Origin of the sequence: Achromobacter sp. ACM02 (assembly GCF_014851605.1) — a bacterium.
In the GTDB taxonomy this organism is placed as follows: domain Bacteria; phylum Pseudomonadota; class Gammaproteobacteria; order Burkholderiales; family Burkholderiaceae_B; genus Achromobacter; species Achromobacter aegrifaciens.
On record NZ_JACUZY010000006.1, the window covers coordinates 220577 to 244809 of the forward strand.

At 65.7% G+C, this 24233-nt stretch carries 23 protein-coding genes; 14 read left to right on the forward strand and 9 right to left on the reverse strand.

Annotated elements, in window-relative coordinates; all coding sequences use genetic code 11:
• Positions 1-231: 231 nt before the first annotated feature.
• Together IB258_RS20290 and IB258_RS20295 are read left to right on the forward strand one after the other, a co-directional pair.
• Positions 232-1725 carry a DASS family sodium-coupled anion symporter gene (locus IB258_RS20290; protein WP_054457779.1) on the forward strand — a complete coding sequence of 498 codons (1494 nt, stop codon included), beginning with the start codon at positions 232-234 and terminating at the stop codon, positions 1723-1725.
• A gap of 12 nt (positions 1726-1737) precedes the next feature.
• Positions 1738-2790, forward strand: coding sequence for an Ldh family oxidoreductase (locus tag IB258_RS20295; RefSeq protein WP_119450185.1), 1053 nt, complete (start codon positions 1738-1740; stop codon positions 2788-2790).
• A gap of 938 nt (positions 2791-3728) precedes the next feature.
• Here IB258_RS20295 and rodA read toward each other — a convergent pair.
• The 5 genes from rodA to IB258_RS20320 form a co-directional block, all read right to left on the reverse strand.
• Positions 3729-4865 (reverse strand): rod shape-determining protein RodA, encoded by a 1137-nt coding sequence (gene rodA, locus IB258_RS20300; protein WP_054456885.1) that lies wholly within the window; start codon positions 4863-4865, stop codon positions 3729-3731.
• The gene (mrdA, locus tag IB258_RS20305; protein WP_175213027.1) at positions 4865-6790 is read right to left on the reverse strand and encodes a penicillin-binding protein 2; all 1926 of its coding nucleotides are present in this window, start codon (positions 6788-6790) and stop codon (positions 4865-4867) included. Before mrdA ends, rodA begins: the two co-directional genes overlap by 1 nt.
• Before the next feature lie 15 nt (positions 6791-6805).
• Positions 6806-7372: a rod shape-determining protein MreD gene (gene mreD, locus IB258_RS20310; protein ID WP_054456889.1), complete on the reverse strand. Its 567-nt coding sequence runs from the start codon at positions 7370-7372 to the stop codon at positions 6806-6808.
• Entirely contained in the window at positions 7359-8243 is an 885-nt protein-coding gene (mreC, locus tag IB258_RS20315; protein WP_042796087.1) for a rod shape-determining protein MreC, read from the reverse strand. Before mreC ends, mreD begins: the two co-directional genes overlap by 14 nt.
• Before the next feature lie 84 nt (positions 8244-8327).
• Positions 8328-9371: a rod shape-determining protein gene (locus IB258_RS20320; RefSeq protein ID WP_006216320.1), complete on the reverse strand. Its 1044-nt coding sequence runs from the start codon at positions 9369-9371 to the stop codon at positions 8328-8330.
• 227 nt (positions 9372-9598) lie between these two features.
• Here IB258_RS20320 and gatC point away from each other — a divergent pair, with 227 nt between their 5' ends.
• From gatC to IB258_RS20345, 5 genes are all read left to right on the forward strand, one after another.
• Complete coding sequence (gatC, locus tag IB258_RS20325; RefSeq protein WP_192353177.1) at positions 9599-9907, forward strand: Asp-tRNA(Asn)/Glu-tRNA(Gln) amidotransferase subunit GatC; 309 nt, start codon at positions 9599-9601, stop codon at positions 9905-9907.
• Between the two features lie 3 nt (positions 9908-9910).
• On the forward strand, positions 9911-11446 hold the full coding sequence (gatA, locus tag IB258_RS20330; protein ID WP_175162430.1) for an Asp-tRNA(Asn)/Glu-tRNA(Gln) amidotransferase subunit GatA: 1536 nt from the start codon (positions 9911-9913) through the stop codon (positions 11444-11446).
• 4 nt (positions 11447-11450) lie between these two features.
• Complete coding sequence (gatB, locus tag IB258_RS20335) at positions 11451-12908, forward strand: Asp-tRNA(Asn)/Glu-tRNA(Gln) amidotransferase subunit GatB (RefSeq protein WP_054456895.1); 1458 nt, start codon at positions 11451-11453, stop codon at positions 12906-12908.
• A gap of 128 nt (positions 12909-13036) precedes the next feature.
• Positions 13037-13282, forward strand: a complete 246-nt coding sequence (locus IB258_RS20340) for a type II toxin-antitoxin system Phd/YefM family antitoxin (RefSeq protein ID WP_054456897.1) — start codon at positions 13037-13039, stop codon at positions 13280-13282.
• Complete coding sequence (locus IB258_RS20345; RefSeq protein WP_192353116.1) at positions 13279-13746, forward strand: type II toxin-antitoxin system VapC family toxin; 468 nt, start codon at positions 13279-13281, stop codon at positions 13744-13746. The genes IB258_RS20340 and IB258_RS20345 overlap by 4 nt, the downstream gene beginning before the upstream one ends.
• Before the next feature lie 48 nt (positions 13747-13794).
• Here the strand turns inward: IB258_RS20345 and pyrE are convergent, their stop codons facing one another.
• Positions 13795-14478 (reverse strand): orotate phosphoribosyltransferase, encoded by a 684-nt coding sequence (gene pyrE / locus IB258_RS20350; protein WP_054456901.1) that lies wholly within the window; start codon positions 14476-14478, stop codon positions 13795-13797.
• A 132-nt stretch (positions 14479-14610) separates the two neighbouring features.
• Here pyrE and IB258_RS20355 point away from each other — a divergent pair, with 132 nt between their 5' ends.
• Entirely contained in the window at positions 14611-15399 is a 789-nt protein-coding gene (locus IB258_RS20355) for an exodeoxyribonuclease III (RefSeq protein ID WP_054456902.1), read from the forward strand.
• Here IB258_RS20355 and IB258_RS20360 read toward each other — a convergent pair.
• Entirely contained in the window at positions 15381-16295 is a 915-nt protein-coding gene (locus IB258_RS20360; protein WP_192353117.1) for a LysR substrate-binding domain-containing protein, read from the reverse strand. The genes IB258_RS20355 and IB258_RS20360 overlap by 19 nt on opposite strands.
• Before the next feature lie 110 nt (positions 16296-16405).
• Here IB258_RS20360 and IB258_RS20365 point away from each other — a divergent pair, with 110 nt between their 5' ends.
• Positions 16406-17017 (forward strand): LysE family translocator, encoded by a 612-nt coding sequence (locus IB258_RS20365; protein WP_125471797.1) that lies wholly within the window; start codon positions 16406-16408, stop codon positions 17015-17017.
• A gap of 429 nt (positions 17018-17446) precedes the next feature.
• Positions 17447-18793 carry an NADP-specific glutamate dehydrogenase gene (gene gdhA / locus IB258_RS20370; RefSeq protein WP_054456908.1) on the forward strand — a complete coding sequence of 449 codons (1347 nt, stop codon included), beginning with the start codon at positions 17447-17449 and terminating at the stop codon, positions 18791-18793.
• A 234-nt stretch (positions 18794-19027) separates the two neighbouring features.
• Here the strand turns inward: gdhA and IB258_RS20375 are convergent, their stop codons facing one another.
• Together IB258_RS20375 and IB258_RS20380 are read right to left on the reverse strand one after the other, a co-directional pair.
• Positions 19028-19528, reverse strand: a complete 501-nt coding sequence (locus tag IB258_RS20375; RefSeq protein WP_119450180.1) for a copper chaperone PCu(A)C — start codon at positions 19526-19528, stop codon at positions 19028-19030.
• A 19-nt stretch (positions 19529-19547) separates the two neighbouring features.
• On the reverse strand, positions 19548-20447 hold the full coding sequence (locus IB258_RS20380; protein WP_059379996.1) for a LysR family transcriptional regulator ArgP: 900 nt from the start codon (positions 20445-20447) through the stop codon (positions 19548-19550).
• Positions 20448-20593: 146 nt separating this feature from the next.
• On the opposite strand from IB258_RS20380, the gene IB258_RS20385 reads away from it, so the two are divergent.
• From IB258_RS20385 to IB258_RS20400, 4 genes are all read left to right on the forward strand, one after another.
• Complete coding sequence (locus tag IB258_RS20385) at positions 20594-21226, forward strand: LysE/ArgO family amino acid transporter (RefSeq protein ID WP_054457287.1); 633 nt, start codon at positions 20594-20596, stop codon at positions 21224-21226.
• Between the two features lie 102 nt (positions 21227-21328).
• On the forward strand, positions 21329-21640 hold the full coding sequence (locus IB258_RS20390; protein WP_054456914.1) for an antibiotic biosynthesis monooxygenase: 312 nt from the start codon (positions 21329-21331) through the stop codon (positions 21638-21640).
• 52 nt (positions 21641-21692) lie between these two features.
• Positions 21693-22634, forward strand: coding sequence for a LysR substrate-binding domain-containing protein (locus IB258_RS20395; RefSeq protein WP_054456916.1), 942 nt, complete (start codon positions 21693-21695; stop codon positions 22632-22634).
• A 330-nt stretch (positions 22635-22964) separates the two neighbouring features.
• A complete protein-coding gene (locus tag IB258_RS20400) occupies positions 22965-24128 on the forward strand; it encodes an ABC transporter substrate-binding protein (protein ID WP_192353118.1) in 1164 nt (387 codons plus the stop codon).
• Positions 24129-24233 lie beyond the last annotated feature (105 nt).

Sequence of the window (24233 nt, forward strand, 5' to 3'; positions counted from 1 at the left end):
CCATTTGCATTGTTCCATGCAACAATCTCCGCTTGCCGGCGGCGCGGGGCGACGAGCATAATGCCCGTCAGAGGTTTTCCACAAGCCCAAATCTCCACAGGCTTGATCAGTATCAATACGGGTTTTCCGCAATGCCGTCACGATCATGCTGTAGCGTCGACACACCGATTTGACCTATCCCGTTGCTCGCGGGGCGGTGTGTCGGCAGTTTGACCTCAACCGGAGATGGATATGACCGCGCAAGCCGCCGTCCCTGCCTCGCAAGCCCCAAAGAAAACCAAAATTCCAATCGGACTCATCGCCGGCGTCCTAGTGATGATCGGCGTGCTGATGATGCCTTTGCCCGCCGACCTGCCCGTCGCGGGTCACCGGATGCTCGCCATCCTGGCATTCGCAGTGGTGGTCTGGATTACCGAAGCCGTGTCCTACGAAGCCAGCGCGATCATGATCACGACGCTGATGGCCTTCCTGCTGGGCACGGCTCCGACAATCAAAGACCCGCAAGTGGTTTATGGCACCTCGGCCGCGATCAGCATGGCGCTGACCGGCTTCGCGAACTCGGCGCTGGCGCTGGTCACCGGCGCCTTGTTCATTGCGGCCGCCATGACCTTCACCGGGCTGGACCGGCGCATCGCCCTGGTGACGCTGGCCAAGGTGGGCACCAGCACGCGCCGCATCCTGATCGGATGTATCGCCGTGACCATCGTACTGAGCCTCGTGGTGCCCAGCGCCACCGCGCGCAGCGCGGCCGTGGTGCCCATCATGATGGGCGTCATCGCAGCCTTCGGCGTGGACAAGCGTTCCAACATCGCCGCCGGCATCATGATCATCGTGGCGCAGGCCACCAGCATCTGGAACGTCGGCATCCAGACCGCCGCCGCGCAGAACCTGCTGACCGTCGGCTTCATGGAAAAGATGCTGGGCGAACGCGTGGCATGGTCGGACTGGCTGATCGCTGGCGCCCCCTGGTCGCTGATCATGTCGGCCGTGCTGATCATCATCGTGCTCAAGCTGCTGCCGCCGGAAAGCGACAGCATCGCGGGAGGCAAGGAAGCCGTCGAGAAGTCGCTGCTTGAACTGGGCCCCATGACCGGCGCGCAAAAACGCCTGATGGCCGTGTCGCTGATGCTGCTGCTGTTCTGGTCGACCGAAGGCAAGCTGCACAAGTTCGACACCACTTCCACCACCTACTTCGGCCTGGTCCTGCTGCTGCTGCCGCGCTTTGGCGTGATGACGTGGAAAGACGTGCAATCGCGCATCCCATGGGGCACCGTGATCGTGTTCGGCGTCGGTATCAGCCTGGGCACTGCCCTGCTGACGACCCAGGCTGGCCAATGGCTGGGCAACCAGGTCGTGGCGCACACCGGACTGGACCACCTCGGACCGCTGGCGATCTTCGCGATCCTGGCCGCCTTCCTCATTGTCATCCACCTGGGTTTCGCCAGCGCCACCGCGCTGACCTCGGCCATGCTGCCGATCCTGATCTCGGTGCTGGCCACGTTGCCGGGCGAATTCAGCCGCCTGGGCATGACCATGCTGCTGGGCTTTGTCGTCAGCTACGGTTTCATCCTGCCCATCAACGCGCCGCAGAACATGGTGTGCCTGGGAACGGAGACCTTCAACGCCAAGCAGTTCGCCAAGGTCGGCATCATCGTCACCATCGTCGGCTACCTGCTGATGCTGCTGATGGGCATGACCTACTGGCGCTGGCTGGGCTGGCTGTAAGGAGGGCGCGTCATGAAGATTTCGATCGCCCAAGCCAATGAATACGGCCGCCGTGTGCTGATGGCCCAAGGCGTGCCCGAGGACATCGCCCGCGACGTGGCCGAGCACCTGGTCGAGTCCGACCGGGTGGGCTACACCAGCCACGGCCTGTCCATCCTGACGAACTACCGGCGCGTGCTGTCCGAGGGCCTGGCCCAGGCCGACGGCCGGCCCGAACTGGTCAACGACCGCGGCGCAATGCTGGCCTACGACGGCCACCACGGGCTGGGCCAGTATGTCGGCAAGGTCGTCATCGAGAAGGCCATCGAGCGCACACAGGAGCACGGCCAGTGCATCCTGACCCTGCGTCACAGCCATCACCTGGGCCGCATGGGCCACTACGGGGAAATGGTGGCGGCCAAGGGCCTGATCCTGCTGGCTTTCACCAACGTGATCAACCGCTCGCCGACCGTGGCGCCTTTCGGCGGCGCGCAGGCCTGCCTGACCACCAACCCGCTGTGCTTCGCCGGCCCGCTGCCGGGCGGCCGTCCGCCGTTCCTGGTGGACATGGCCACCAGCTCGATCGCCGTCAACAAGGCGCGGGTGCTGGCCGCCAAGGGCGAGGAAGCGCCCGCGGGCTCGCTGATCGACGCCCAGGGCAATCCGACCACGGATCCCAACGCGCTGTTCACCGACCCGCCCGGCGCGCTGCTGCCGTTCGGCGGCCACAAGGGCTATGCCCTGGGTCTGGTGGCCGAACTGCTGGCCGGCGTGCTGTCTGGCGGCGGCACGATCCAGCCGCAGCATCCACGCACCGGCGTGGCCACGAACAACATGTTCGCGCTGCTGCTGGATCCGCAGGTGGACTTCAATACGGATTGGCGGTCGATGGAGGTGGGTGCGTTCATCGACTACCTGCACGCCTGCAAGCCGCAACCGGGCGTCGAAGGCGTGCAGTATCCGGGCGAGTACGAAGCTCGCAACCGGGCGCTTAACGAGGATACGCTGACGTTCGATAGCCGGATTTGGGATGGTCTTACCAAGCTGGCGGTCGACCTTGGGGTGCCTGAGGCGTTGCCTGCTTGAGGTTGTAGGCGGTTCTTGCGGGTAACGTTTATTTGCTTGCTTTCGGGCGTTTTGGGTTCTTAAGACGCCCGTCGCATCGGCGGCCCGCCATGCGCGGGGCAACGATTGCGGTCCGGAGCCTTCGCTCCGGACTGCCCCATCCTCATCCTCGTCACCGCCTGCGGCGGTTCCTTCGGATTCCGTCGGGCTTATCGACGCCCCGCGCATGGCGGGCCGCCGACGCGACGGGCTCGTTCAACTGCAATTCGGCCTCAGCTGGGGCGAGCTGTGTGCTTGGCTTTCTAGCAACGGGTGGGGTATGGCGGTGGATCTTGCGGGGCTCGCCTCGGGCCGGCCGCCCGGGCGGCCTTCCGAGGCTTCCGCGGTGTCTTACGGTTGAGAATGACGCTGCGCGCGTGTGAGACACCCATCAGCGTTAACGCCTCAAGGGTGCTGCTCATCACCGAACGTCACCAGGCCGTTGATCATCACCGACCGCTAAGCCACGGTGCCGGATGGGTGGTGCGCGCGAGAAAATCCTCAAGCGCAAGCCGCTGCCTGCCGCGCACCACCCATCACCGCCCCACCCCAATGATGAGCGGCCACTAGCAAACCACGCTCCGCAAACGCGCAAGCGACCATCGCCACGACGCCCAAAACCACGTATGTAGCTTACGGCCGCCCGCGCGGCCGTAAGCTACGGGCAACGCAAGACTCGTCACCGATCACGGATCTAGCAGCGCAGCGACCCAAGACGTACGTAGCCCGTAGGCGCGGGCGGCGTGGCGGCTCGCAACCTCGATGCGCCCGACGGAATCCGAAGGAACCGCCGCAGGCGGTGACGAGGATGAGGATGGGGAAGTCCGGAGCGAACGCTCCGGACCGCAATCGTGGGCGCGAGCCGCCACGCCGCCCGCGCCTACGGGCGACCTACGAAGAACGCGCAGCCGCCAAAAAGATCAAGTCTTAACCGACCGATGCCGACTAACACTCATCATGATCCCAAACGCAATCCCCATGGTGAACAAAGCCGTCCCCCCATAGCTCATGAACGGCAACGGCACCCCCACCACAGGCAGAATCCCCGTCACCATCCCCACGTTCACGAATACATAGATGAACAGCATCATCGTCAGCGCCCCGACCAGCAACCTGCCGAACTGCGACGATGCCCGTGACGCGATCGTCAGTCCTCGCGCCATCATCAGCCCATACAGCACCAGCATGGCGATGCCGCCGTAGAGTCCGAATTCTTCCGCGTACACCGCGAAGATGAAGTCGGTGGTGCGTTCGGGGATGAAGTCCAGGTGCGTCTGCGTGCCCTTCATGTAGCCCTTGCCGTACACCCCGCCCGAGCCCACCGCGATCATCGACTGGATCGTATGGAAGCCCTTGCCCAGCGGATCGGAACTGGGGTTGAGCAGCGTGCACACCCGGTGCTTCTGGTAGTCGTGCAGCACCACCCAGTCCACGTCTGGCTCGCACAACTGGTCTTCGTAGTAGATCAGCGTGCCTATGCCGATGATGCCCGCCAGCATGACCGGCACCAGCAGCTTGAACGACAGGCCCGCGAAATAGATCACGAAGAAGCCGGCGCCAAACACCAGCAGCGCCGTCCCCAGGTCGGGCTGCAGCACAATCAGGGCGAAAGGCGCGGCCAGCATGGCGGCGGCGGCCAGGAAGTCGCGGATGCGGACAGCGCCTTCGTGGCGCTGGAAGTACCAGGCCAGCATCATGGGCACGGCGATCTTCATCATCTCGGAAGGCTGGATGCGGGTCACGCCCAGGTTCAGCCAGCGGGTCGCGCCCTTGCTGGTTTCGCCGAAGAACTCCACGCCCAGCAGCAGCACCACCCCCACCACGTAGAAGGGCAAGGCCAGCTTCATCAGCCACTTCGGCGGAATCAGGGCCATGGTCCACATGGCAAAGAAGGCGATGATGAAATTGCGCGACTGTTCGGCGAAGCGCCAGTCCGTGCCGCCCACCGCGGAATGCATGACCGTCATGCCCAGCGCGGCGAACATCAGCAGGATCGCCAGCAGCGGCCAATCGAAGGCCGTGAACACACGTAGCAGGATAAGGCCCAGGCGTTTCATTATCGGCGCACCACGTCGGAAGCGATTTCCTCGACCGAGGCCAGGGGGTCGGCGCGGTCGGGCCGCACGATCTTGTCCTGACGGTCCTTGGCCAGCCAATAGTCGAACACCTTGCGCGCGACCGGAGCGGCGACGCTCGCGCCCCAGCCGGCGTTCTCGACGATCAGCGCCACCGCGATGCGCGGATGCTCAAGCGGCGCAAAGCCCATGAACAAGGCGTGGTCGCGCAGGCGTTCGTCGATGGCGCTGGCGCGGTAATGGCCGCCGCGCAGGCTGAACACCTGCGCGGTGCCGGTCTTGCCGGCCGCCTGGTAGGCCGTATTGGCGAACGCGCGCCGCGCCGTACCGGCGCGCACCACATCCGCCATGGCGTTCTTGATCACATCCACGTTGGCCTGCTTGAGGGGAATGCGGTAGTCGGGCGCGGACTCGGTGGCCTTGGCCACGCCGCTGCGCGGATCACGCACCGCGTGCACCAGGTGCGGGCGGCGGTACAGGCCGTTGTTGGCCAGGGTGGACGTGCCCTGCGCCAGCTGCAACAGCGTGAATGCGTTGTAGCCCTGGCCCACCGCCACCGAAATCGTTTCGCCCGCGTACCAGCGCTGGCGGTCCTTGTCCTTGTAGGCCGAGCGTTTCCAGTCGGTCGAAGGCAGCACGCCGCGCTTTTCGCCTTCCAGGTCGATGCCGGTGATCTGGCCGAAGCCGAACTGCTTGGCGAAATCATGCAGCGCGTTCACGCCGATTTCCGGACCCAGCGAATAGAAATAGGTGTCGGACGACACCACGATCGCCTTGTGCATGTCGGTCATGCCATAGGCCGCGCCGCCGGCGTTGCGGAATTTCTGGCCGCCGAATTCGTAATAGCCGGGGTCGGAGATGCGATCGGTGGCGCGGCGTTTGCCCAGTTCCAGCGCGGCCAGGCCCACAAAGGGCTTGTAGGTCGAGCCGATGGGATAGGTGCCGTACAGCGGCCGGTTGATAAGGGGATGGTCCGGCGATTCGTTCAGCATGCGCCAATTGTCCACGTCGATGCCGTCCACGAACAGGTTCGGGTCGTAGGAAGGCTGCGAGACAAAGGCCAGTACCTCGCCGGTATCGGGGTCGATGGCGACCAGCGCCCCGCGCTGCCCCTCGAATGCGGCTTCGGCCACCTTCTGCAGCCCCAGGTCGATGGACAGCATGATGTCGGACCCCGGCACCGGGTCGATCCGGCGCAGCGTGCGCATGGGGCGTCCGCCTGCGGTGACTTCGACTTCTTCCAGGCCGGTGCGGCCGTGCAGCTGCTCCTCCCAGGTCTTTTCGATGCCCTTCTTGCCGATGACGTCGGTGCCGCGATAGTTGCCCAGCTGGCCGGCGCGGTCCAGTTCTTCGATATCGCCTTCGGCGATGCGGCCGATGTAGCCGACCACGTGGGCCGCCGACACGCCCTGCGGATACTCGCGCACCCAGCGCGCGCGCAGCTCCACGCCCGGGAACTGGAACGAATGCGCGGCGAACCAGGCGGCTTCGGTTTCGTTGAGGTTATTGCGCAGCTGCAGGCTGGCGTAGCGGCTGGACTCGGCGGCGCGGCGCTTGAAGCGGCGCTGGTCGGCCGGGCTGATGTACACGACTTCGGTCAGGCGTTCGAACAGCGCGCTGAGGTTCCCTGCCTGTGCCGGCACGACCTCCAGCGTATAGGTGCGGTAGTTGCGCGCCAGCACCTCGCCATTGCGGTCCAGAATCTCGCCGCGTCGCGGCGGGATGGGCACGACCGCGATGCGGTTGCGGTCGGCGCGCTCGGACAGGCCCTCGTAGCGGTCGACCTGCAGGTACCAGAAGCGGCCGATGAGCACGCCGAAGCAGGCCAACGCGAACAGCCCGCCCACCCAGGCGCGCAGGCGGAAACGCTGCTTCTGCTGCTGGCCGGTTTTCTTGAATTCGAACATGACGCGGCGCCGCCGTCAGGCGGAGGAGGATTCAGCGTCGTCGACACCGCGCTGCGGCAAGTGCAGAACCCAGCCCGCCAGCGGCCACAAGGCGGTGGTCAGGAGCACGCTGATGCCCCAGTCCCAACCCGGCCATTTGCCGGCCAGCCATGCGTGGATGATCTGGGTCACGAAGCGGGCAATGAAGAACACAGGCAGCATGTGCATGGCCTGGCTCCAGAGGTCGAAGCGCTGCAGCCGGCGGTGCAGCACCACCGCGCCGTAGGCGACCAGCGTGTACGACAGCGCGTGCTCGCCCAAGAGGCCGGCGTCGTGCACGTCCATCAGCAGCCCAAAGAAGAAGGCAGTGAACAAGCCGACGCGGCGCGGCTCATGCACGCACCAGAAGGCGATGATCAGCAGCAGGATGTCGGGCGCGCCCTGCCACAGGCGCCAGGGCAGCAGCGACACCAGCCACGCCACCAGCACCGTGGCCCAGACGAACAAGCCGTGCGCCGGGCCGGAGAGCCGGTCGGGCTGCACGTTGCTGGGGGTGCCGAGGCGGCGCGCGGCCTGCCCCGAGGATTGATTAGTCCGATCCACCGGAATCGACCTCCTGACGGTTGGACTCGGCGCGCTCCACATCGACCTGCAAGACCAGGAAGTGGCGGTAGCGTTCGGGATGGGCCAGCGGTTCGCATACGGCGCGCGCGAAGCCGGAGGCGGTGTCGCGTTCGACCGAGGTCACCTTGGCCACGGGCAGGCCTGCCGGGAACAGCCCGCCGACGCCGCTGGTGACGATGGTATCGCCTTCCTTGATGTCGGCGTTGGCGGCAAGGTAACGAACTTCCATCTTGCCGGGCGAGTTGCCGCCGAACGCAATCAGGCGCAGGCCGTTGCGCAGCAGCTGCACGGGGATGGAGACCTGTTCGTCGGTGACCAGCGCCGCCTCGGCGGTCATGGGCGTGACGCGCACGATCTGCCCGACCACGCCGCCTTCGTCGATCACCGGCATGCCCGGGGCCAGCCCCGCCTTGCTGCCCTTGTTGAACACCAGGCGCTGCGTGAATGCGTTGGTGGGTTCATACATGACCTCGACCACCACCGCGGATTGCGCCACGGTATCGGTCACCCCGAGCAGCCGGCGCAACTGCGAGTTCTCGGCAGCCAGCTGGGCGCCATGCGTGGTCACCTGGGCCAGCTCGATGCGCTGGCGCTGCAAGGCTTCGTTTTCGCTACGGATGAGATTGGCCGCGTTGACCCATTCGTTCACTTGCTGGACGAGGTCTCGCGGCGCCATGACGGCGCGTTGGAAGGGATACAGCGCGACGGACATTGCGCGGCGCGCCGGTTCCAGCATGCGCCATTGCGAATCCATGACGATCAGGGCCAACGCAAGGACGACCAGAACGACCAGCCGCACCTCCGCAGGTGGGCCGCGCCTGAATAGGGGAGGAGTCCCTTGTCGTTGCATGAATATCAGCCCGGACGCCCGCGTCCGTCGCTCCGGCAGCGGCCGGAGCCGTGAAAAAGCGGGGCTCCGGGCTGGCGGGCAAAATTAGTCGTTGATGAAGATGGCGCCCAGTTTCTCAAGGTGTTCCAGCGCCTCGCCGCAACCGCGCACGACGCAGGTCAGCGGATCGTCCGCGACCACGACGGGCAGGCCGGTCTCTTCCTGCAGCAGGCGGTCCAGGTCGCGCAGCAGCGCGCCGCCGCCGGTCAGGGCGATGCCCTTGTCGGTGATGTCGGCGCCCAGTTCGGGCGGGGTCTGTTCCAGCGCGATCTTCACGGCCGAGACGATCTGGTTCAGCGGGTCGGTCAGCGATTCCAGGATCTCGTTGGACGAGACCGTGAAGCTGCGCGGCACGCCTTCGGCCAGGTTGCGGCCCTTGACCTCGATCTCGCGGACTTCGGATCCCGGGAACGCCGAGCCGATTTCCTTCTTGATCAGTTCGGCGGTGGGTTCGCCGATCAGCATGCCGTAGTTGCGGCGGATGTAGTTGACGATGGCTTCGTCGAACTTGTCGCCGCCCACGCGCACGGAACCCTTGTAGACCATGCCGCCCAGCGAGATGACCGCCACTTCCGTGGTGCCGCCGCCGATGTCGACCACCATGGAGCCGCTGGCGTCGGACACGGCCAGGCCGGCGCCGATGGCCGCGGCCATGGGTTCTTCGATCAGGAAGACGTGGGACGCGCCCGCGCCCAGGGCCGATTCACGGATGGCGCGGCGTTCGACCTGGGTGGAGCCGCAGGGCACGCAAACGATGATGCGCGGGCTGGGCGCCAGCATGTTGCGGGGGTGCACCATGCGGATGAACTGCTTGAGCATCTGCTCGGTGACCGTGAAGTCGGCAATGACGCCGTCCTTCATGGGCCGGATGGCTTCTATATTGCCGGGAACGCGGCCAAGCATCTGCTTGGCTTCATGGCCGACGGCTTGAATGATCTTCTTGCCGTGGGGACCGCCTTCATGACGGATTGCGACCACGGACGGTTCATCGAGCACGATGCCCTTGCCGCGGACGTAGATCAGCGTGTTGGCGGTACCGAGGTCGATCGCCATATCGCTGGAAAAATAACTGCGCAGGAATCCGAACATGGGAGCTCAGCTAAATTCTGGGGGGAATGAGGTACATGCCGCGGGGCGTAGGGCCCGTAAAACAACGGGTCCGCCTGTCATCACGGCGATTAAACCGTGAATCATAACTTATAATTTCCCCGGAAATAGCGCATAAATGCAGGCTATTCAAGCTTTGTAACGGGTTCGGCGTATGCATACTGCCCTGTCCCGCCCCTCGGCCTTCGCTTATCGATTTGCAATCCCCCATGGCGCTCAATGACACAGATGTGGCCCGCATTGCCCGGCTGGCCAGAATCGAACTGACCCCCGGCCAGCGCACCGTCGCGCAGGCCGAACTCAACGGCATCCTCCACCTGATCGAACGGCTCCAGTCCGTCGATACCCAGGGGGTCGAACCCCTGGCTCACCCGCTGTCCGCCCATGAGGACATCGTGCTGCGCCTGCGTGAAGATGTCGTGACCGAACCCAGCTCGGAGGCCCGCCGCGAGGAGCTGCTGGCCAACGCCCCCGACGCCCAGGAAGGCCTGTTCCTGGTTCCCAAGGTCCTGGATTAAGTCATGACGAAACCCGCTCTGCACACCCAATTCAAGGGGATCGCCGCCCTGCGCGCGGCCCTTGCGCAACGCCAGATCAGCGCCGTCGAGCTCGCCCAAAGCGGCCTGGCGGCCGCCGAAGCGGCCAGCGGCCTGAATTGCTTTTTACATATTGACGCCGAATTGACGCTGGCCCAGGCCCGCGCCGCCGACGCCGCGCTGGCGTCCGGCTCGGCCGGCCCGCTGGCGGGCATCCCGATCGCCCACAAGGACGCCTTCGTCACCCGCGGCTGGCGCACCACCGCCGGCAGCAAGATGCTCGAAGGCTACGTCAGCCCGTTCGACGCCACTGTCGTCGAACGCCTGGGCGAAGCGGGCGCCGTGTCGCTCGGCAAGCTGAACTGCGACGAATTCGCCATGGGTTCCGGCAACGAGAACTCCGCCTACGGCGCGGTCAAGAACCCCTGGGACCACGCCGCCGTGCCCGGCGGCTCCTCGGGCGGCTCGGCCGCCGCCGTGGCCGCCCGCCTGGTGGCGGCCGCCACCGGCACCGACACCGGCGGCTCGGTGCGCCAGCCCGCCGCCCTGTGCGGCGTCAGCGGCATCAAGCCCACCTACGGCACCGTATCCCGCTTTGGCATGGTGGCCTTCGGCTCCAGCCTGGACCAGGCCGGCCCGCTGGCCGAAAGCGCCCGGGACCTGCTCGAACTGCTGGACGTCATCAGCGGCTTCGATCCGCGCGACGCCACCAGCCTGGAAAAATGCGACGCCGCCGCCAACGCGCCCGGCCGCGTCCGGCGCGACTTCGAGGCGGCCCAGGGCCGTTTCGACGCCGCCGGCAGCCAGCCGTTGAAAGGCCTGCGCATCGGCGTGCCCGCCGAGTACTTCGGCGCCGGCCTGGCGCCCGACGTGGCCGCCGCGGTCGAGGCCGCGCTGGTCCAGTTCGAAGCCCTGGGCGCCGTGCGCGTGCCGGTGTCGCTGCCGCGCACCGAACTCGCCATTCCCGCCTACTACGTCATCGCCCCCGCCGAAGCGTCCAGCAACCTCGCGCGCTACGACGGCGTGCGCTACGGCCACCGCGCCGCCCAGTACGGCGACCTGAACGAAATGATCAGCCGCTCGCGCGCCGAAGGCTTCGGCGACGAGGTCAAGCGCCGCATCCTGATCGGCACCTACGTGCTGTCCCACGGCTACTACGACGCCTACTACCTGCAGGCGCAGCGCCTGCGCCGCATGATCGCGCAAGACTTCCAGCGCGCCTACGCCGACCAGTGCGACGTGATCATGGGCCCGGTGACGCCCACGGTGGCCAAGAACATCGGCGACAACCGCGACGATCCCACGGCCGACTGGCTGGCCGACGTCTACACGCTGGGCGTGAGCCTGGCCGGCCTGCCTGCGATGTCGATCCCCTGCGGCTTCGGTGGCGCTGGCAACCAGCGCCCGGTGGGCCTCCAGATCATCGGCAACTATTTCGACGAAGGCCGCCTGCTGGCCATCGCCGACCGCTACCAACAAGTGACGGACTGGCACACGCGTGCCCCGGTCCAGCAAGGCTGAGAACATGAACTGGGAAATCGTCATCGGCCTGGAAACGCACACCCAGCTTTCCACGGACTCCAAGATTTTTTCGGGTAGCAGCACCGAATTCGGCGCCGCGCCCAACACCCACGCCAACGTGGTCGACCTGGCGCTGCCGGGCAGCCTGCCGGTCATGAACCGCGGCGCCGCCGAACGCGCCATCCGCTTCGGTCTGGCCGTGGGCGCCACCATCGCGCCGCGCTCGGTGTTCGCGCGCAAGAACTACTTCTACCCCGACCTGCCCAAGGGCTACCAGATCAGCCAATACGAGCTGCCGGTGGTGGTGGGCGGCTCGCTGTCCTTCTTCGTCGGCGAGGAAGAGAAAACCGTCAATCTGACGCGCGCCCACCTGGAAGAAGACGCGGGCAAGTCCCTGCACGACGACTTCAGCCTGGCCAACGGCGCCCCCGGCAGCGGCATCGACCTGAACCGCGCCGGCACGCCGCTCCTGGAAATCGTGACGGAACCCGAAATGCGCTCGGCCGCCGAGGCCGTGGCCTACGCCCGCGCCCTGCACAGCCTGGTCGTGTGGCTGGGCATTTGCGACGGCAACATGCAGGAAGGTTCGTTCCGCTGCGACGCCAACGTGTCCGTGCGTCCCGTGGGCCAGAAGGAATTCGGCACCCGCACCGAGATCAAGAACGTCAACTCGTTCCGCTTCCTGGAACGCGCCATCGTCTATGAAGCGCGGCGCCAGATCGAGCTGATCGAGGATGGCGGCACGGTGGTCCAGGAAACCCGTCTGTACGATGCCGACCGCGACGAAACGCGCAGCATGCGCAGCAAGGAAGACGCGCACGACTACCGCTACTTCCCCGACCCCGACCTGCCCACGCTGGTGATCTCCAGCGCCTGGGTCGACGAGGTCCGCGCCGCCATGCCCGAACTGCCGGCCGCCCAGCGCGCCCGTTTCGAATCCGAGTACGGCCTGCCCGCCTACGACGCCGCCCAGCTGACCGTCAGCCGCGACCTGGCCGCCTACTTCCAGGCGGTGGCGAACGCGCTGCCGGCCGGCCAGGCCAAGCTGGCCGCCAACTGGGTCATGGGCGAAGTCTCCGCCGCCCTGAACAAGGACGAAAAGAGCATCGCCGACTCTCCGGTCCAGGCGCCGGCGCTGGCCGCCCTGATCGGCCGCATCATCGACGGCACCATCTCCAACAAGATCGCCCGCGAAGTCTTCGGCGCCATGTGGGCCGGCGAGAACGGCGGTCAGCCTGACGCCATCATCGAGGCGCGCGGGCTCAAGCAGATCAGCGACACCGGCGCCATCGGCGCCATGATCGACGAGGTGCTGGCCGCCAACCCGGCCATCGTGGAAGAGTACCGGGCCGGCAAGCAGAAGGCGTTCAATTCGCTGGTGGGCCAGATCATGAAGGCCGCCCGCGGCAAGGCGAATCCGCAGCAGGTGAATGATCTGTTGAAGCAGAAGCTGGATAGCTGACCGCGCAGGACGCCCCGGCAACGGGCGCATTCCTGACGTATCAGACGAAACGAAGGGCCGCGGCATATTGCCGTGGCCCTTCGTTTATCCAAGAATGATCTGGTCGACTTTTGCCCGGAGGCTTGGACATGAACTACCTGGAAATCAGCACCAGCGAACTACTGCACAGCTTTTCCGACCACCTGCAGGCGGTCCGCGAAGGCCAGCATTTCATCATTTCACTGGACGGCGTGTTCTGCGCCAGGTTGACCCCGGTCCTACCCAGCACGTCGCTGGATGCCCATGATGCGCTTGAGGCAATGAAAAGCTTCAAGCCAGCACCGGCCGTCCCCCACGAAGTCATCCGTTCCTGGGTCGAAGAGGGCCGGGAATGAATCCGATCCACTTGATACCGGACGCCTCGCTTGCGCTGGCGTGGCTGGTCGACCGCGCGGACGCCCACGAAGCGCTGATGGCCCGGCATCTGCTGGAAACGGCCCACGAATCTGAAAACACGGTGCCCCTCATCTGGCACACGGAAGTCGAGAACGGCATGTTGCGCGCCGAACGTAGCCAACGGGCGTCGGCGGGTCAGCTGTTCTCGTTCAGACAGCTACTCGAACGCCTGCCCATACTTCCGGATCCGGCCGCCCCATCTTCCAGCGTGGCCCGCAGCTATCTGCTGGCTCGAACGCACGGCTTGACCGTCTACGATGCCAGCTATCTCGAACTGGCCCAAAGAACCAACGGCTATCTGGCCACCTTTGATCGCAAGCTGGCGGATGCCGCCCGGGCGAGCGGTGTTGCCGTCTTTGGCCAACCCCACGGCGTCGCCGAGCCAGCGGCAAGCTACGGTTAAAAAAAGGGCAGCACCTGGCCGCCCCTTTCTACTCGCCAAGGACGAGGTTTACTTCACCCCGTACTTCGTCCGATAAGCCAACACCGCCTCACGGTGTTCGGCGAACGACGCATCATCCTGCAGCAAGGCCAGAATGTCCGCCAGCGACGCAATCGACACCACCGGCATGCCGTAAGTCTTGGCCACGTCCTGCACGGCAGAATGCGCCGACAGCGCGTCGTCCGGACCCGCGCGTTCCATGCGGTCCATGGCGATCAGCACGGCGGCAGGCTCGGCGCCGGCCGCGCGGATGATCTCGACCGATTCGCGCACCGAGGTGCCCGCGGTGATCACGTCGTCAATGATGACGACCTTGCCCTTGAGCGGCGCGCCGACCAGGGTGCCGCCCTCGCCGTGGTCCTTGGCTTCCTTGCGGTTGTACGCGAAAGGCACGTCGCCGCCCTTCATGTCCGGGTGGCCGGCCAGCGCCACGGCGGTTGCCGTGGACAGCGGGATGCCCTTGTAGGCCGGACCGAACAGCATGTCGAATTCCACGCCCGAATCCAGCAGCGCCTGGGCGTAGAACTGCGCCAGCTTGCCGACCGAGCGTCCGCTATTGAACAGGCCCGCATTGAAGAAATAGGGACTGATCCGACCCGATTTGACCTTGAAGCTGCCGAAACGCAGCACGCCCTCGTTCAGGGCGAAGCGGACGAAATCCAGGGCGGTGGCGGAAGATTGGGCGGCGGGCATGCGTAAAGGTCCGGTAGATGGCAAACGCCAGCATTTTATCCGCTGTCGGGGCTATTCCCGGGCGGCGGCGCGGAGTCGGTTAAATTGCTGCCATTGCCCCGGCCCTGGCGGCCGCTCAACAGGAGTTTCGCTTTGCTGCGCATCACGTCGATCAATCTCAACGGTATCCGGTCCGCCTTCCGCAAGGGCCTGCAACCCTGGATGGAAAAGCACGCCGCCGACGTGCTGTGCCTTCAGGAAATCAAGATATCCGACGAAGACCTGACCGACGACCTGCGCCACCCGCCCGGCTATACCGGCCACTTCCACCATGCCGTGAAGAAGGGCTATAGCGGCGTGGGCATCTATCTGCGCGACGCGGCCGAGCGGGTGAACGCCGGCCTGGAATGCGAGGAATTCGATCCCGAAGGCCGCATCATCCGCGCTGACTGGAAGAACCTGTCGGTCATCAGCGCCTACCTGCCCTCGGGCTCCAGCGGCGACGAGCGCCAGCAGGCCAAGTACCGCTTCCTGGACCGCTTCGGCCCCTGGATCGACGCCCTGATGCACGAACACAAGACCACCGGCCGCGAGTTCATCATCTGCGGCGACTGGAACATCGCGCACAAGGAAATCGACCTGAAGAACTGGAAGGGCAACATGAAGAACTCGGGCTTCCTGCCCGAAGAGCGCGCCTGGCTGACCGACGTGTTCGACAAGCGCGGCTTCGTCGACGTGTTCCGCACCATCGATGACCGCCCGGACCAATACACCTGGTGGAGCAACCGCGGTCAGGCCTGGGCCAAGAACGTGGGGTGGCGCATCGACTACCAGATCGCCACGCCGGGCATCGCCGCCCGCGCCCGCAATGTGGCCATCTACAAGGACGAGCGTTTCTCGGACCACGCTCCCCTGACGATCGACTACGACGCCACGCTCTGACCCGCCGCTTCCCCTAGCGTTGCGGCGGCTTCCCGGCGCAACCATTCCAGAAACGCTGCCGCCCGCGGATCTTCTGAACAAGACCGCGGCGACAGCAGTACATAGGCCGAACCGTCACGGGCAAAGCCGCAAGGCGCCTGCAGCCGGCGGTCGCGCAAGGCGTCGCACGCCATCAGCGCCGAACCTATCGCCACCCCCAAACCGGCGGCGGCGGCCTGCAAACTCAGATAGAAATGCTCGTAGGCCGGTCCGGTCCGGCGCGGGGGTTTCATACCCGCTGCCCGCGACCATTGCCGCCAGGCTAGCGGACGCGTCGCGCTGCTGAGCGCTGGCGCCCCGCCCCAATCCGCTTCAGCCGGATCCGCGCCCGCGGCGCCGACCAATCCCGGCCGGCACACCGGTCCCGTCCACTCCTCGCAAACATGCTCGGCATACAGGGCCGGGTCCCCATCGAAGTCATTGCGGCGCAGGGCTACGTCCACACCCTGGGCGCCGAAATCGACCGGTCCGCCCGCAGCGTACAGATGCACCTGCACGCCGGGATGGGCGTGCTGGAAGTCCGGCAGCCGCGGGATCAACCACATCATGGCGATGGTGGGCTCGCAGGACAGCACCAGCGGCGCGTCCGCCGCCGGCTGGCGCAGCTTGGCCAGGCCAGTTGTCAGCTGCTCGAACAGCGCGCTCGTCACCTCGAACAGCTGCCTGCCGGCATCGGTCAGGAAAACAGCCCGATTGCGGCGCTCGAACAGCGCCACGCCCAGCGCATCCTCGAGCAGCCGGATCTGCCGGCTGACGGCGCCATGCGTCACGTGCAACGCTTCGGCCGCCTTGCCGAAAGCCTGATGACGGGCCGCGGCATCGAACACCCGCAACGTATTGAGCGGTGGCAGTTTCATGGCTAAAGGTGATTTTTTCTCACGGATAAGCGGCATTAGAAATCGTTTTTCCGGCGCGCGCCAGCGTCCCACAATGCCGGCTCCCTTTCCCAACCTGCCGCCCTATTGCCATGACCGAACTGATCGCCGTCGCCCTCATCACCATTCTTGCCGTCATCAGCCCCGGGCCGGACTTCGCCATGGTCACGCGCAACAGTTATCTGTTCGGCCGCCGCACCGGCCTGATCTGCGCGCTGGGCATCGCGCTGGGCGTGCAGGTGCACGTGTTCTATACGATGTTCGGTGTCAGCCTGCTGGCGCATTACGCGCAGCCCGTGCTGCAGGGCATCAAACTCGCGGGCGCCTGCTACCTGGTCTACATGGGCTGGAAGACTTTCTTCAACCGCACCCAGGTCAGCCGCGACTTGTCGGCCCGCCCGCCGATCTCGGACTGGCAGGCGCTATACAGCGGCTTTCTGACCAACGCGCTCAATCCCAAGACCACGCTGTTCGTGGTCAGCACCTATACCCAGGTCGTGTCGCCCGGCACGCCGCTGTCGTGGCAGTTCGGCTACGGCCTGTTCATGTCGCTGGCGCACTGGATCTGGTTCGGCGTGGTGGCGTGGTCGGTGTCCTCGCCTTTCCTGCGGCGGCTGCTGCTGGATCATCAGCTTGCGGCCGATCGGGTGGTGGGAGCGGTCTTGATGGCCTTGGGCGCGGGGCTGGCTGCCGCGCAGTTGTAATCCTGCCCCCGGGGAATGATTTCGCTCAAATAAATAACGGGGACGCATTAAGCAGGCAACGACCTTCGTGCCAGCCCAAACATGCCTCAGACCAGCGTTCCTTCCCTCTGCGGAAGTCGCAAGGGCGCAATACTTCTTGGGTTAAATAAACGGGGACATATTTATTTCCCTAGGGAATTCAAGCATTTCTGCCCAAATCTCCCTCATGAACACGTCATCCACCCGAATCCAGCCATCAATACGTCCCCATTAAAATAAAAGAAAAAGTGCTTTGATATCAAGGTGATGGCACTATTTTTCGGCTTTGCGCAGGGCAACATTTTGCCCCTACAATTCCCGCACCATACAGGTGCAGCCGTGCACCAAAAAGAATTTTCGCGCCCCAATCCGGCGCAGTCCGCACCTATTCGAAGCACCCCCAAGGAGATCATGTTGAAAGTGCAGAGTCTGGACGACTTCCTGCGTGGCGTCGCCGCGCGCGACCCGCAGCAGCCTGAGTTCATGCAAGCCGTCCAGGAGGTGATGCTGAGTCTCTGGCCTTTCATCGAGAAGCACCCCCACTACGCCGAGCATGCTGTACTCGAGCGTCTGGTGGAACCGGAACGCGTGATCCAGTTCCGCGTGTGCTGGACCGATGACCGCGGCCAGGCCCAGGTCAACCGCGCTTTCCGCATCCAGCACAGCTCGGCCATCGGCCCCTTCAAGGGCGGCATGCGCTTTCACCCCTCGGTGAACCTGTCCATCCTGAAGTTCCTGGCCTTCGAGCAGACCCTGAAGAACTCGCTCACCACGCTGCCCATGGGCGGCGGCAAGGGCGGCTCCGACTTCGATCCCAAGGGCAAGTCCGACGCCGAAGTCATGCGCTTCTGCCAGGCTCTGATGATCGAGCTGTACCGCCACCTGGGTCCGGATACCGACGTGCCGGCCGGCGACATCGGCGTGGGCGCGCGCGAAGTCGGCTTCATGGCCGGCATGATGAAAAAGCTGTCCAACTCGACCGCCAGCGTGTTCACCGGCAAGGGCCTGACCTTCGGCGGCAGCCTGATCCGCCCCGAAGCCACCGGCTACGGCACCGTGTACTTCGCTGAAGAAATGCTCAAGCGCGTGGGCAAGTCCTTCGACGGCCTGCGCGTGTCCGTGTCGGGCTCGGGCAACGTCGCCCAGTACGCAATCGAAAAAGCCATGGCGCTCGGCGCCAAGGTGGTGACCGTTTCCGACTCCAACGGCACCGTGGTGGACGAAGCCGGCTTCACGCACGAGAAGCTGGTGGCGCTGATGCACATCAAGAACGACTTGCGCGGCCGCCTGGACACCTATGCCCGCCAATTCGGCCTGACCTATGAGTCCGGCAAGCGTCCGTGGCACGTGCCGGTGGACGTGGCCCTGCCCTGCGCCACCCAGAACGAACTGGAATTGGCCGATGCGCAAACGCTGATCAAGAACGGCGTGCTGTGCGTCGCCGAAGGCGCCAACATGCCGGCCACGCTGGAAGCCGCCAAGGCCTTCATCGCCGCCCGCGTGCTGTACGCCCCGGGCAAGGCCAGCAACGCCGGCGGCGTGGCCGTGTCCGGCCTGGAAATGGCCCAGAATTCGGCCCGCCTGTCCTGGACGCGCGAGGAAGTCGACGCGCGCCTGCACGCCATCATGCGCGACATCCACGAGAACTGCGTGCGCCACGGCCATAGCGAGCGCGAATACGTGAACTACCTGGATGGCGCCAACATTGCCGGCTTCGTGAAGGTGGCTGACGCGATGCGTCAGCAAGGCTTGTATTAATCCCCCCCCCGAAGCGCTGCGCGCTTCCCCCCCAGGGGGGCGCCGCTGCGGACCGGCAGAGCCCGGCTCCGCGCGGCCCCGATTGGGGGAGACCGGCTTGATGCGGGCGGGTCTGCCTCTAGTCTGACGACGGACCTGCCCCAATAGCGAGGATCTGCCTGAGCCGGCCCCTGGGCCGGCTTAGTCTTTCATGCGACTACACCCGCGCCGTCAGGCGCGTGCAGCGCCTGGCGCTTAATGCTTCATCGTGCCGTGGTTCATGCTGCCGTGGTTCATGCCGGGGTTGTGCGAGGCCGGCTTGACCTTGAATTGCACGGCGACTTCGCCGGCTTTTTCGAACTTCAGCGTGGCCGGGACCGTGCCGCCTTCGGCGAACGGGGCCTTCAGCTTGATGAACATGACGTGGTAGCCGCCCGGGCTGAGCTTGACCTCGGTGTCCGCCGGCAACGCGATGCCGCCTTCCACCTGACGCATCTTCGAGACGCCGTTCTCGGTTTGCACCGTGTGCAGTTCGACGCGTTCCGCCGCGTCGGACGACACCGACAGCAGGCGGTCAGCAGCCTTGGCGTCGTTATCGATGTCCATATACCCCGCGCCATTGGACTGGCCAGGCGCCGACGCACGCACCCAGAGGTCGTCGACCTCGATCTGGCCAACCTTGTAGTCCTTCGCCCAGGCCGAGCCGGCCGTGCACAGGCCCAATGCGGCAATGACAGCGAACTTGCGGATGTTCATGGGTTGTTCTCCTAGTGGGTTAACGCCGCCTGACCAGGCTGCGGGCAGCTGACAGGACCGAATCCGTCAGGGCTTCCATCGCTTCGGAGTTTACCCGCCAATGCTGCCAATACAGCGGTACATCCTCCCAGGCGCGGCCTCGAAGCAGCATCAGCTGACCTGCATCAAGGTGTTCCTGCACCAAGGGCAGCGGATTCATGGTCCAGCCCAGGCCGCCCAGCGTGGCCTGCACGAACGCGCGTGTCGACGGCACCCACCAGACCGGCGGCTGCCAGGGTGCGGGATCGGCGATCTTGTGCGCGAAGCGCGCCTGCAGCGCGTCCTTGCGGTTGAACACCAGCACCGGCGCCTGCGCCAGCGTCTGGGCGTTGACGCCCTGCGAAAAGTAGCGCTTGTGGAATTCCGGCGTGCAGGTGGCCACGTAGCGCATGCTGCCCAGCGCATGGATGCGGCAGCCCTGGACCGGCTCGGCCAGGGCGGTCACCGCGCCCAGCACCGAACCGTTGCGCAGCAGCGCCGCGGTGTGGTCCTGGTCTTCGGACTGCATGTCCAGCGTGGCGCGGGTGCGCGCGGAGAACTGCACCGCCGCGTCGACGAACCAGGTCTCCAGGCTGTCATGATTGACCGCGACGGGGATGCTGGCATACGGCACATCGTCGTCCGCCACGCCCAGGCGGTCGAGCGCGTCATGCTCCAGCAACGCCGTCTGCTCGGCCAGCCGCACCAGCACCTGCCCGTCCGCCGTGGCTACCGCCGGCACGGTGCGCTGGACCAGCAGGCGGCCCATGCGGTCCTCCAGCGCCTTGATCCGTTGCGACACCGCGGATGGCGTGACGCTCAGCGACAGCGCCGCCCGCTCGAAACTGCCTTCCCGCACCACCGCGGCCAGGGCGCGCAGGTTGCCGTGATCGATTTTCATGAGATTAGATTTACTTAAGATAGTGAAGGAAAATTAGCTTTATTTCATATTCACCGCAAGCGAAAATGCCTTATTACCGGAGCGCCGATAGCGCCCCGCGTTGTCATCCAAACGCCGCCACAGGCGTAGCAGCACAGGTGCAGGTCATGTTCGCCACGTTGTCATCCCCCCTCTTCTTCACTGCCTGGGCCAGCGGTACAGCCACCGGGCTGGGCCTCTTCGCGGTCGTGGGCGCGCAAAGCGCGTTCATCCTGCGACAGGGACTGATGCGCGCCCACCTCTTGAGCGTGGTCGCCATCTGCGCGCTGATAGACGCCGTCTTCATCTTCGCCAGCGTGTCCGGCCTGCAGGCGCTCACCGCCTGGTTCCCCTGGCTGACAACCGCCGTGCTGTGGTTCGGCGTGGCCTTCCTGTCCTGGTACGCATTGCAATCGGCGCGCCGCGCCTGGACCGCCACCGGCGGCCTGGCCGCCGCCCGCGACGTGGTGCCATCGCGCCGCGCCGCCATGCTGGGCGCGCTGGGCTTTTCGTTGCTGAATCCGCACTTCTGGCTCGACATGGTGGTGGTCGGCTCGCTGGCGCACGGCTTCGAGGAAGCGCGCATGGCATTCGCCGCCGGCGCCTTCACCGCCAGCCTGCTGTGGCTCGCCGTGCTCGGCATAGGCTCCCGCCTGTTCGCCCCGTTCTTCGCCAGCGCGTCGGCCTGGCGCGTGCTGGACGGCATCATCGCCGTGGTCATGGCCGCGCTGGCGGTCAGCCTGGCGCTGAAGGGCGTGTAGACGCGTTTAAGCTACGTTTCCAGCAGTTCCCCCGATCGGCCGCCCGGACCTCCCGGCGGCCGGTTTTCCTGCTTGCCGCACCCGCCGCGTCCGGAGTCCCACATGTACAGCTCCACCTTCATCTTCGCCACCAAGCAGTTCGACGATGATTTTCACCGCCTGGATCAAGCCATCGCCGCTGCCGCGCGCGCCATTCCGGGCTATCTGGGCGAAGAGAGCTGGGCAGACACCGCGCGCGGCCTGATCTCCAACGTCTACTACTGGGAATCGCTGGAAGCGTTGGAACAACTCATCCGCCACCCTGCGCACCAGCAGGCCAAGGCCGCACAAGCGCGCTGGCTGGACGGCTATCGCGTGGAAATCTCCCAGGTGCTCCGGCGCTACGGCGCAGGGCTGGCGCCGCCGTCCTTATAATCGCCCGGTAGCCAATCTTTCGTCGGGCGCAACACCGGCCCGCCAGACGATCATGCGCGGTCCCAGCCCTTCCAAAGATGTGCGCCTGCCCCCCCTGGCAGCCATCCAGGCCTTCGAGGCAGCCGCCCGCCTGGGCTCCTTCGAACGCGCCAGCGAGGAACTCTTCGTCACTGCCAGCGCCATCGGCAAGCGCATCGCAGCGCTCGAGGCCATGCTGGACGTCACACTCTTCATCCGCAGCAGCCGCGGCGCCACGCTGAGCTCGGCCGGACGCGAGTACCTGGACCAGGTCCGCACCGCGCTGGACCTGCTGTCCGACGCCTCCCTGCACAAGCGCGGCGAACCCAAGCTCGAACCGCTGCGCGTCGTCTCCACCCCCACGTTCGCCCGCCAGGTGCTGATCCCCGCCCTGCCCGGCTTCACCGCCGCGCATCCCGAGGTGGAGCTGGAAATCATGCTGTCCATCCCCTACCTGGACATCATGCCGCCCAATGCCGACGTCTGGGTGCGCTTCGGCAGCGGAAAATATCCCGGCCTGAACGCGCACCAGTTGACGGCGGATCCGGTGTTCGCGGTCTGCGCGCCCGAATACCGCGACCGGCACGGCCCCTTCGAGCGGCCCGCCGACCTGGCCCGGGCGCAACTGCTGCGCTGCCCGATGGAACCGTGGCGGCCCTGGCTGGCCGCCGCCGGGCTGGACTGGCCCGAGCCCGCGCGCGGCGTGTGGCTGGTGGACCTGGGCATCATGTTGGCAGCCGCGCGCGCCGGCCAGGGCCTGGCGCTCACGCGGCGCGCGCTGGCGGCGGAATGGCTGGACGAGGGCAAGCTGGTGCGCGTCCTGGACATCGAAATTCCCGGCGAATGCCAGTATTACCTGTGCACCGAAACCTCGCGCCCGCCGGGCAGAGCGGTCCAAGCGTTTTCCCTATGGCTGGATGACGTGTGCAAACAGGTTTCTCAATGGCCGCAAGGCCTGCGGGCCGGTAAGGAATAAATTTCCAGGCCGGGGCGGAATGAAATTCCGCGCAGCCCGCCGCCGCGCTGGCTAGGATGCCGCCAATGCAATGTCCCGCCCATGCCCGCCACGGCACGCCGCCTTCCATTCCCTTCCCCACAGCAGGCAGCGCCATGGCGCATGACAGGAACCCTCGTGCGTCCGTACTAGGTATTTACGCGGAAAAACCCCGCCGGGTCAGTTTCGCGTAAGTGATTAGGCAGACAGTCACGACACGCCACACAGGAGAGCGCCGCAGCAACGATTTTCGCCGTCTGGCGCCGGCACACGGTTTTCCACGCAGTTCTACCAATTACAACGGAGACATCAATGGATTTTCGTTTGAAGCTGCTAGCAGGAACCCTTGCACTTGTCGCAACGGCCGCGTCCCACGCCGCCGACCCCATCAAGATCGGCGTGGCCGGCCCCTACACCGGCGGCTCGTCCTCCATGGGCGTAAGCATGCGCGACGGCGTGCGCCTGGCCATTGAAGAAATCAACAAGAACGGCGGCGTCATGGGACGCCAGCTGGTCGCCGTCGAACGCGACGACGAAGCCAAGAACGAGCGCGGCGTACAGATCGCCCAAGAGCTGATCAACAAGGAACAGGTCGCCGCCACCGTCGGCTACATCAACACGGGCGTGGCCCTGGCCTCCCAGCGCTTCTACCAGGACGCCAAGATCCCCGTGTTCAACAACGTGGCCACGGGCAGCGTGATCACGCACCAGTTCAAGGCGCCGGAATACCCGAACAACTACGTGTTCCGCAACGCGGCGCATGACAGCATCCAGGCCCCGATGATCGTCGAAGAGGCGGTGACCCGCCGCGGCTTCAAGAAGGTCGCGATCCTGGCCGACTCCACCAACTACGGCCAGCTCGGCCGCGAGGACCTGGAAAAGGCCCTGGACGCCAAGGGCATCAAGCCCGTGGCCGTGGAGAAGTTCAACATCAAGGACGTCGACATGACGGCTCAGCTGCTGAAGGCCAAGGCCGCCGGCGCCGAAGCCGTGCTGACCTACGGCATCGGCCCCGAACTGGCCCAGGTCGCCAACGGCATGACCAAGCTGGGCTGGAAGGTGCCGATCATCGGCAGCTGGACCCTGTCCATGGCCAACTACATCGACAACTCCGGCGCCAACGGCGAAGGCGCGCGCATGCCGCAGACCTTCATCCAGGACCCGGACACGCCCAAGCGCAAGGCCTTCATCGACGCCTACCTGGCCAAGTTCAAGCCCAAGAACAACCGCATCGATTCCCCGGTGTCGGCCGCCCAGGGCTATGACTCCATCTATCTGCTGGCCGCGGCCTTCAAGCAGGCCAACTCCACCGACGGCCCGAAGGTCCGCGAGGCCCTCGAAAACCTGCAGACGCCCGTCGAGGGCGTGGTCATGACCTACAACAAGCCCTTCAGCGCAGACAACCACGACGCGATCACCGTCAAGGAAGTGGTCATCGGCGAGGTCAAGGGCGGCCGCGTCGTCAAGGCCAACTAAGGTCCCGCAGCGCATCCCGGCGGCGGCTGCCCGGCCGCCGCCAGCCGCGCCCTGTCGCCCAGGGCGCGGGCTTGCCGCCGCCTGAAAACCGCGTTCTGCCCAAGG

Excerpts from the sequence above, each read along its gene's own strand:
- IB258_RS20360 (WP_192353117.1), bottom strand. The coding sequence starts at position 16,295 with ATGAAACTGCCACCGCTCAATACGTTGCGGGTGTTCGATGCCGCGGCC.
- IB258_RS20295 (WP_119450185.1), top strand. The coding sequence starts at position 1,738 with ATGAAGATTTCGATCGCCCAAGCCAATGAATACGGCCGCCGTGTGCTG.
- IB258_RS20375 (WP_119450180.1), bottom strand. The coding sequence starts at position 19,528 with ATGAACATCCGCAAGTTCGCTGTCATTGCCGCATTGGGCCTGTGCACG.
- gatB (WP_054456895.1), top strand. The coding sequence starts at position 11,451 with ATGAACTGGGAAATCGTCATCGGCCTGGAAACGCACACCCAGCTTTCC.
- IB258_RS20290 (WP_054457779.1), top strand. The coding sequence starts at position 232 with ATGACCGCGCAAGCCGCCGTCCCTGCCTCGCAAGCCCCAAAGAAAACC.
- pyrE (WP_054456901.1), bottom strand. The coding sequence starts at position 14,478 with ATGCCCGCCGCCCAATCTTCCGCCACCGCCCTGGATTTCGTCCGCTTC.
- mrdA (WP_175213027.1), bottom strand. The coding sequence starts at position 6,790 with ATGTTCGAATTCAAGAAAACCGGCCAGCAGCAGAAGCAGCGTTTCCGC.
- IB258_RS20390 (WP_054456914.1), top strand. The coding sequence starts at position 21,329 with ATGTACAGCTCCACCTTCATCTTCGCCACCAAGCAGTTCGACGATGAT.
- mreC (WP_042796087.1), bottom strand. The coding sequence starts at position 8,243 with ATGCAACGACAAGGGACTCCTCCCCTATTCAGGCGCGGCCCACCTGCG.
- gatA (WP_175162430.1), top strand. The coding sequence starts at position 9,911 with ATGACGAAACCCGCTCTGCACACCCAATTCAAGGGGATCGCCGCCCTG.
- IB258_RS20320 (WP_006216320.1), bottom strand. The coding sequence starts at position 9,371 with ATGTTCGGATTCCTGCGCAGTTATTTTTCCAGCGATATGGCGATCGAC.
- IB258_RS20365 (WP_125471797.1), top strand. The coding sequence starts at position 16,406 with ATGACCGAACTGATCGCCGTCGCCCTCATCACCATTCTTGCCGTCATC.
- IB258_RS20400 (WP_192353118.1), top strand. The coding sequence starts at position 22,965 with ATGGATTTTCGTTTGAAGCTGCTAGCAGGAACCCTTGCACTTGTCGCA.
- IB258_RS20345 (WP_192353116.1), top strand. The coding sequence starts at position 13,279 with ATGAATCCGATCCACTTGATACCGGACGCCTCGCTTGCGCTGGCGTGG.
- IB258_RS20380 (WP_059379996.1), bottom strand. The coding sequence starts at position 20,447 with ATGAAAATCGATCACGGCAACCTGCGCGCCCTGGCCGCGGTGGTGCGG.
- gdhA (WP_054456908.1), top strand. The coding sequence starts at position 17,447 with ATGTTGAAAGTGCAGAGTCTGGACGACTTCCTGCGTGGCGTCGCCGCG.
- IB258_RS20340 (WP_054456897.1), top strand. The coding sequence starts at position 13,037 with ATGAACTACCTGGAAATCAGCACCAGCGAACTACTGCACAGCTTTTCC.
- IB258_RS20385 (WP_054457287.1), top strand. The coding sequence starts at position 20,594 with ATGTTCGCCACGTTGTCATCCCCCCTCTTCTTCACTGCCTGGGCCAGC.
- IB258_RS20395 (WP_054456916.1), top strand. The coding sequence starts at position 21,693 with ATGCGCGGTCCCAGCCCTTCCAAAGATGTGCGCCTGCCCCCCCTGGCA.
- rodA (WP_054456885.1), bottom strand. The coding sequence starts at position 4,865 with ATGAAACGCCTGGGCCTTATCCTGCTACGTGTGTTCACGGCCTTCGAT.
- gatC (WP_192353177.1), top strand. The coding sequence starts at position 9,599 with ATGGCGCTCAATGACACAGATGTGGCCCGCATTGCCCGGCTGGCCAGA.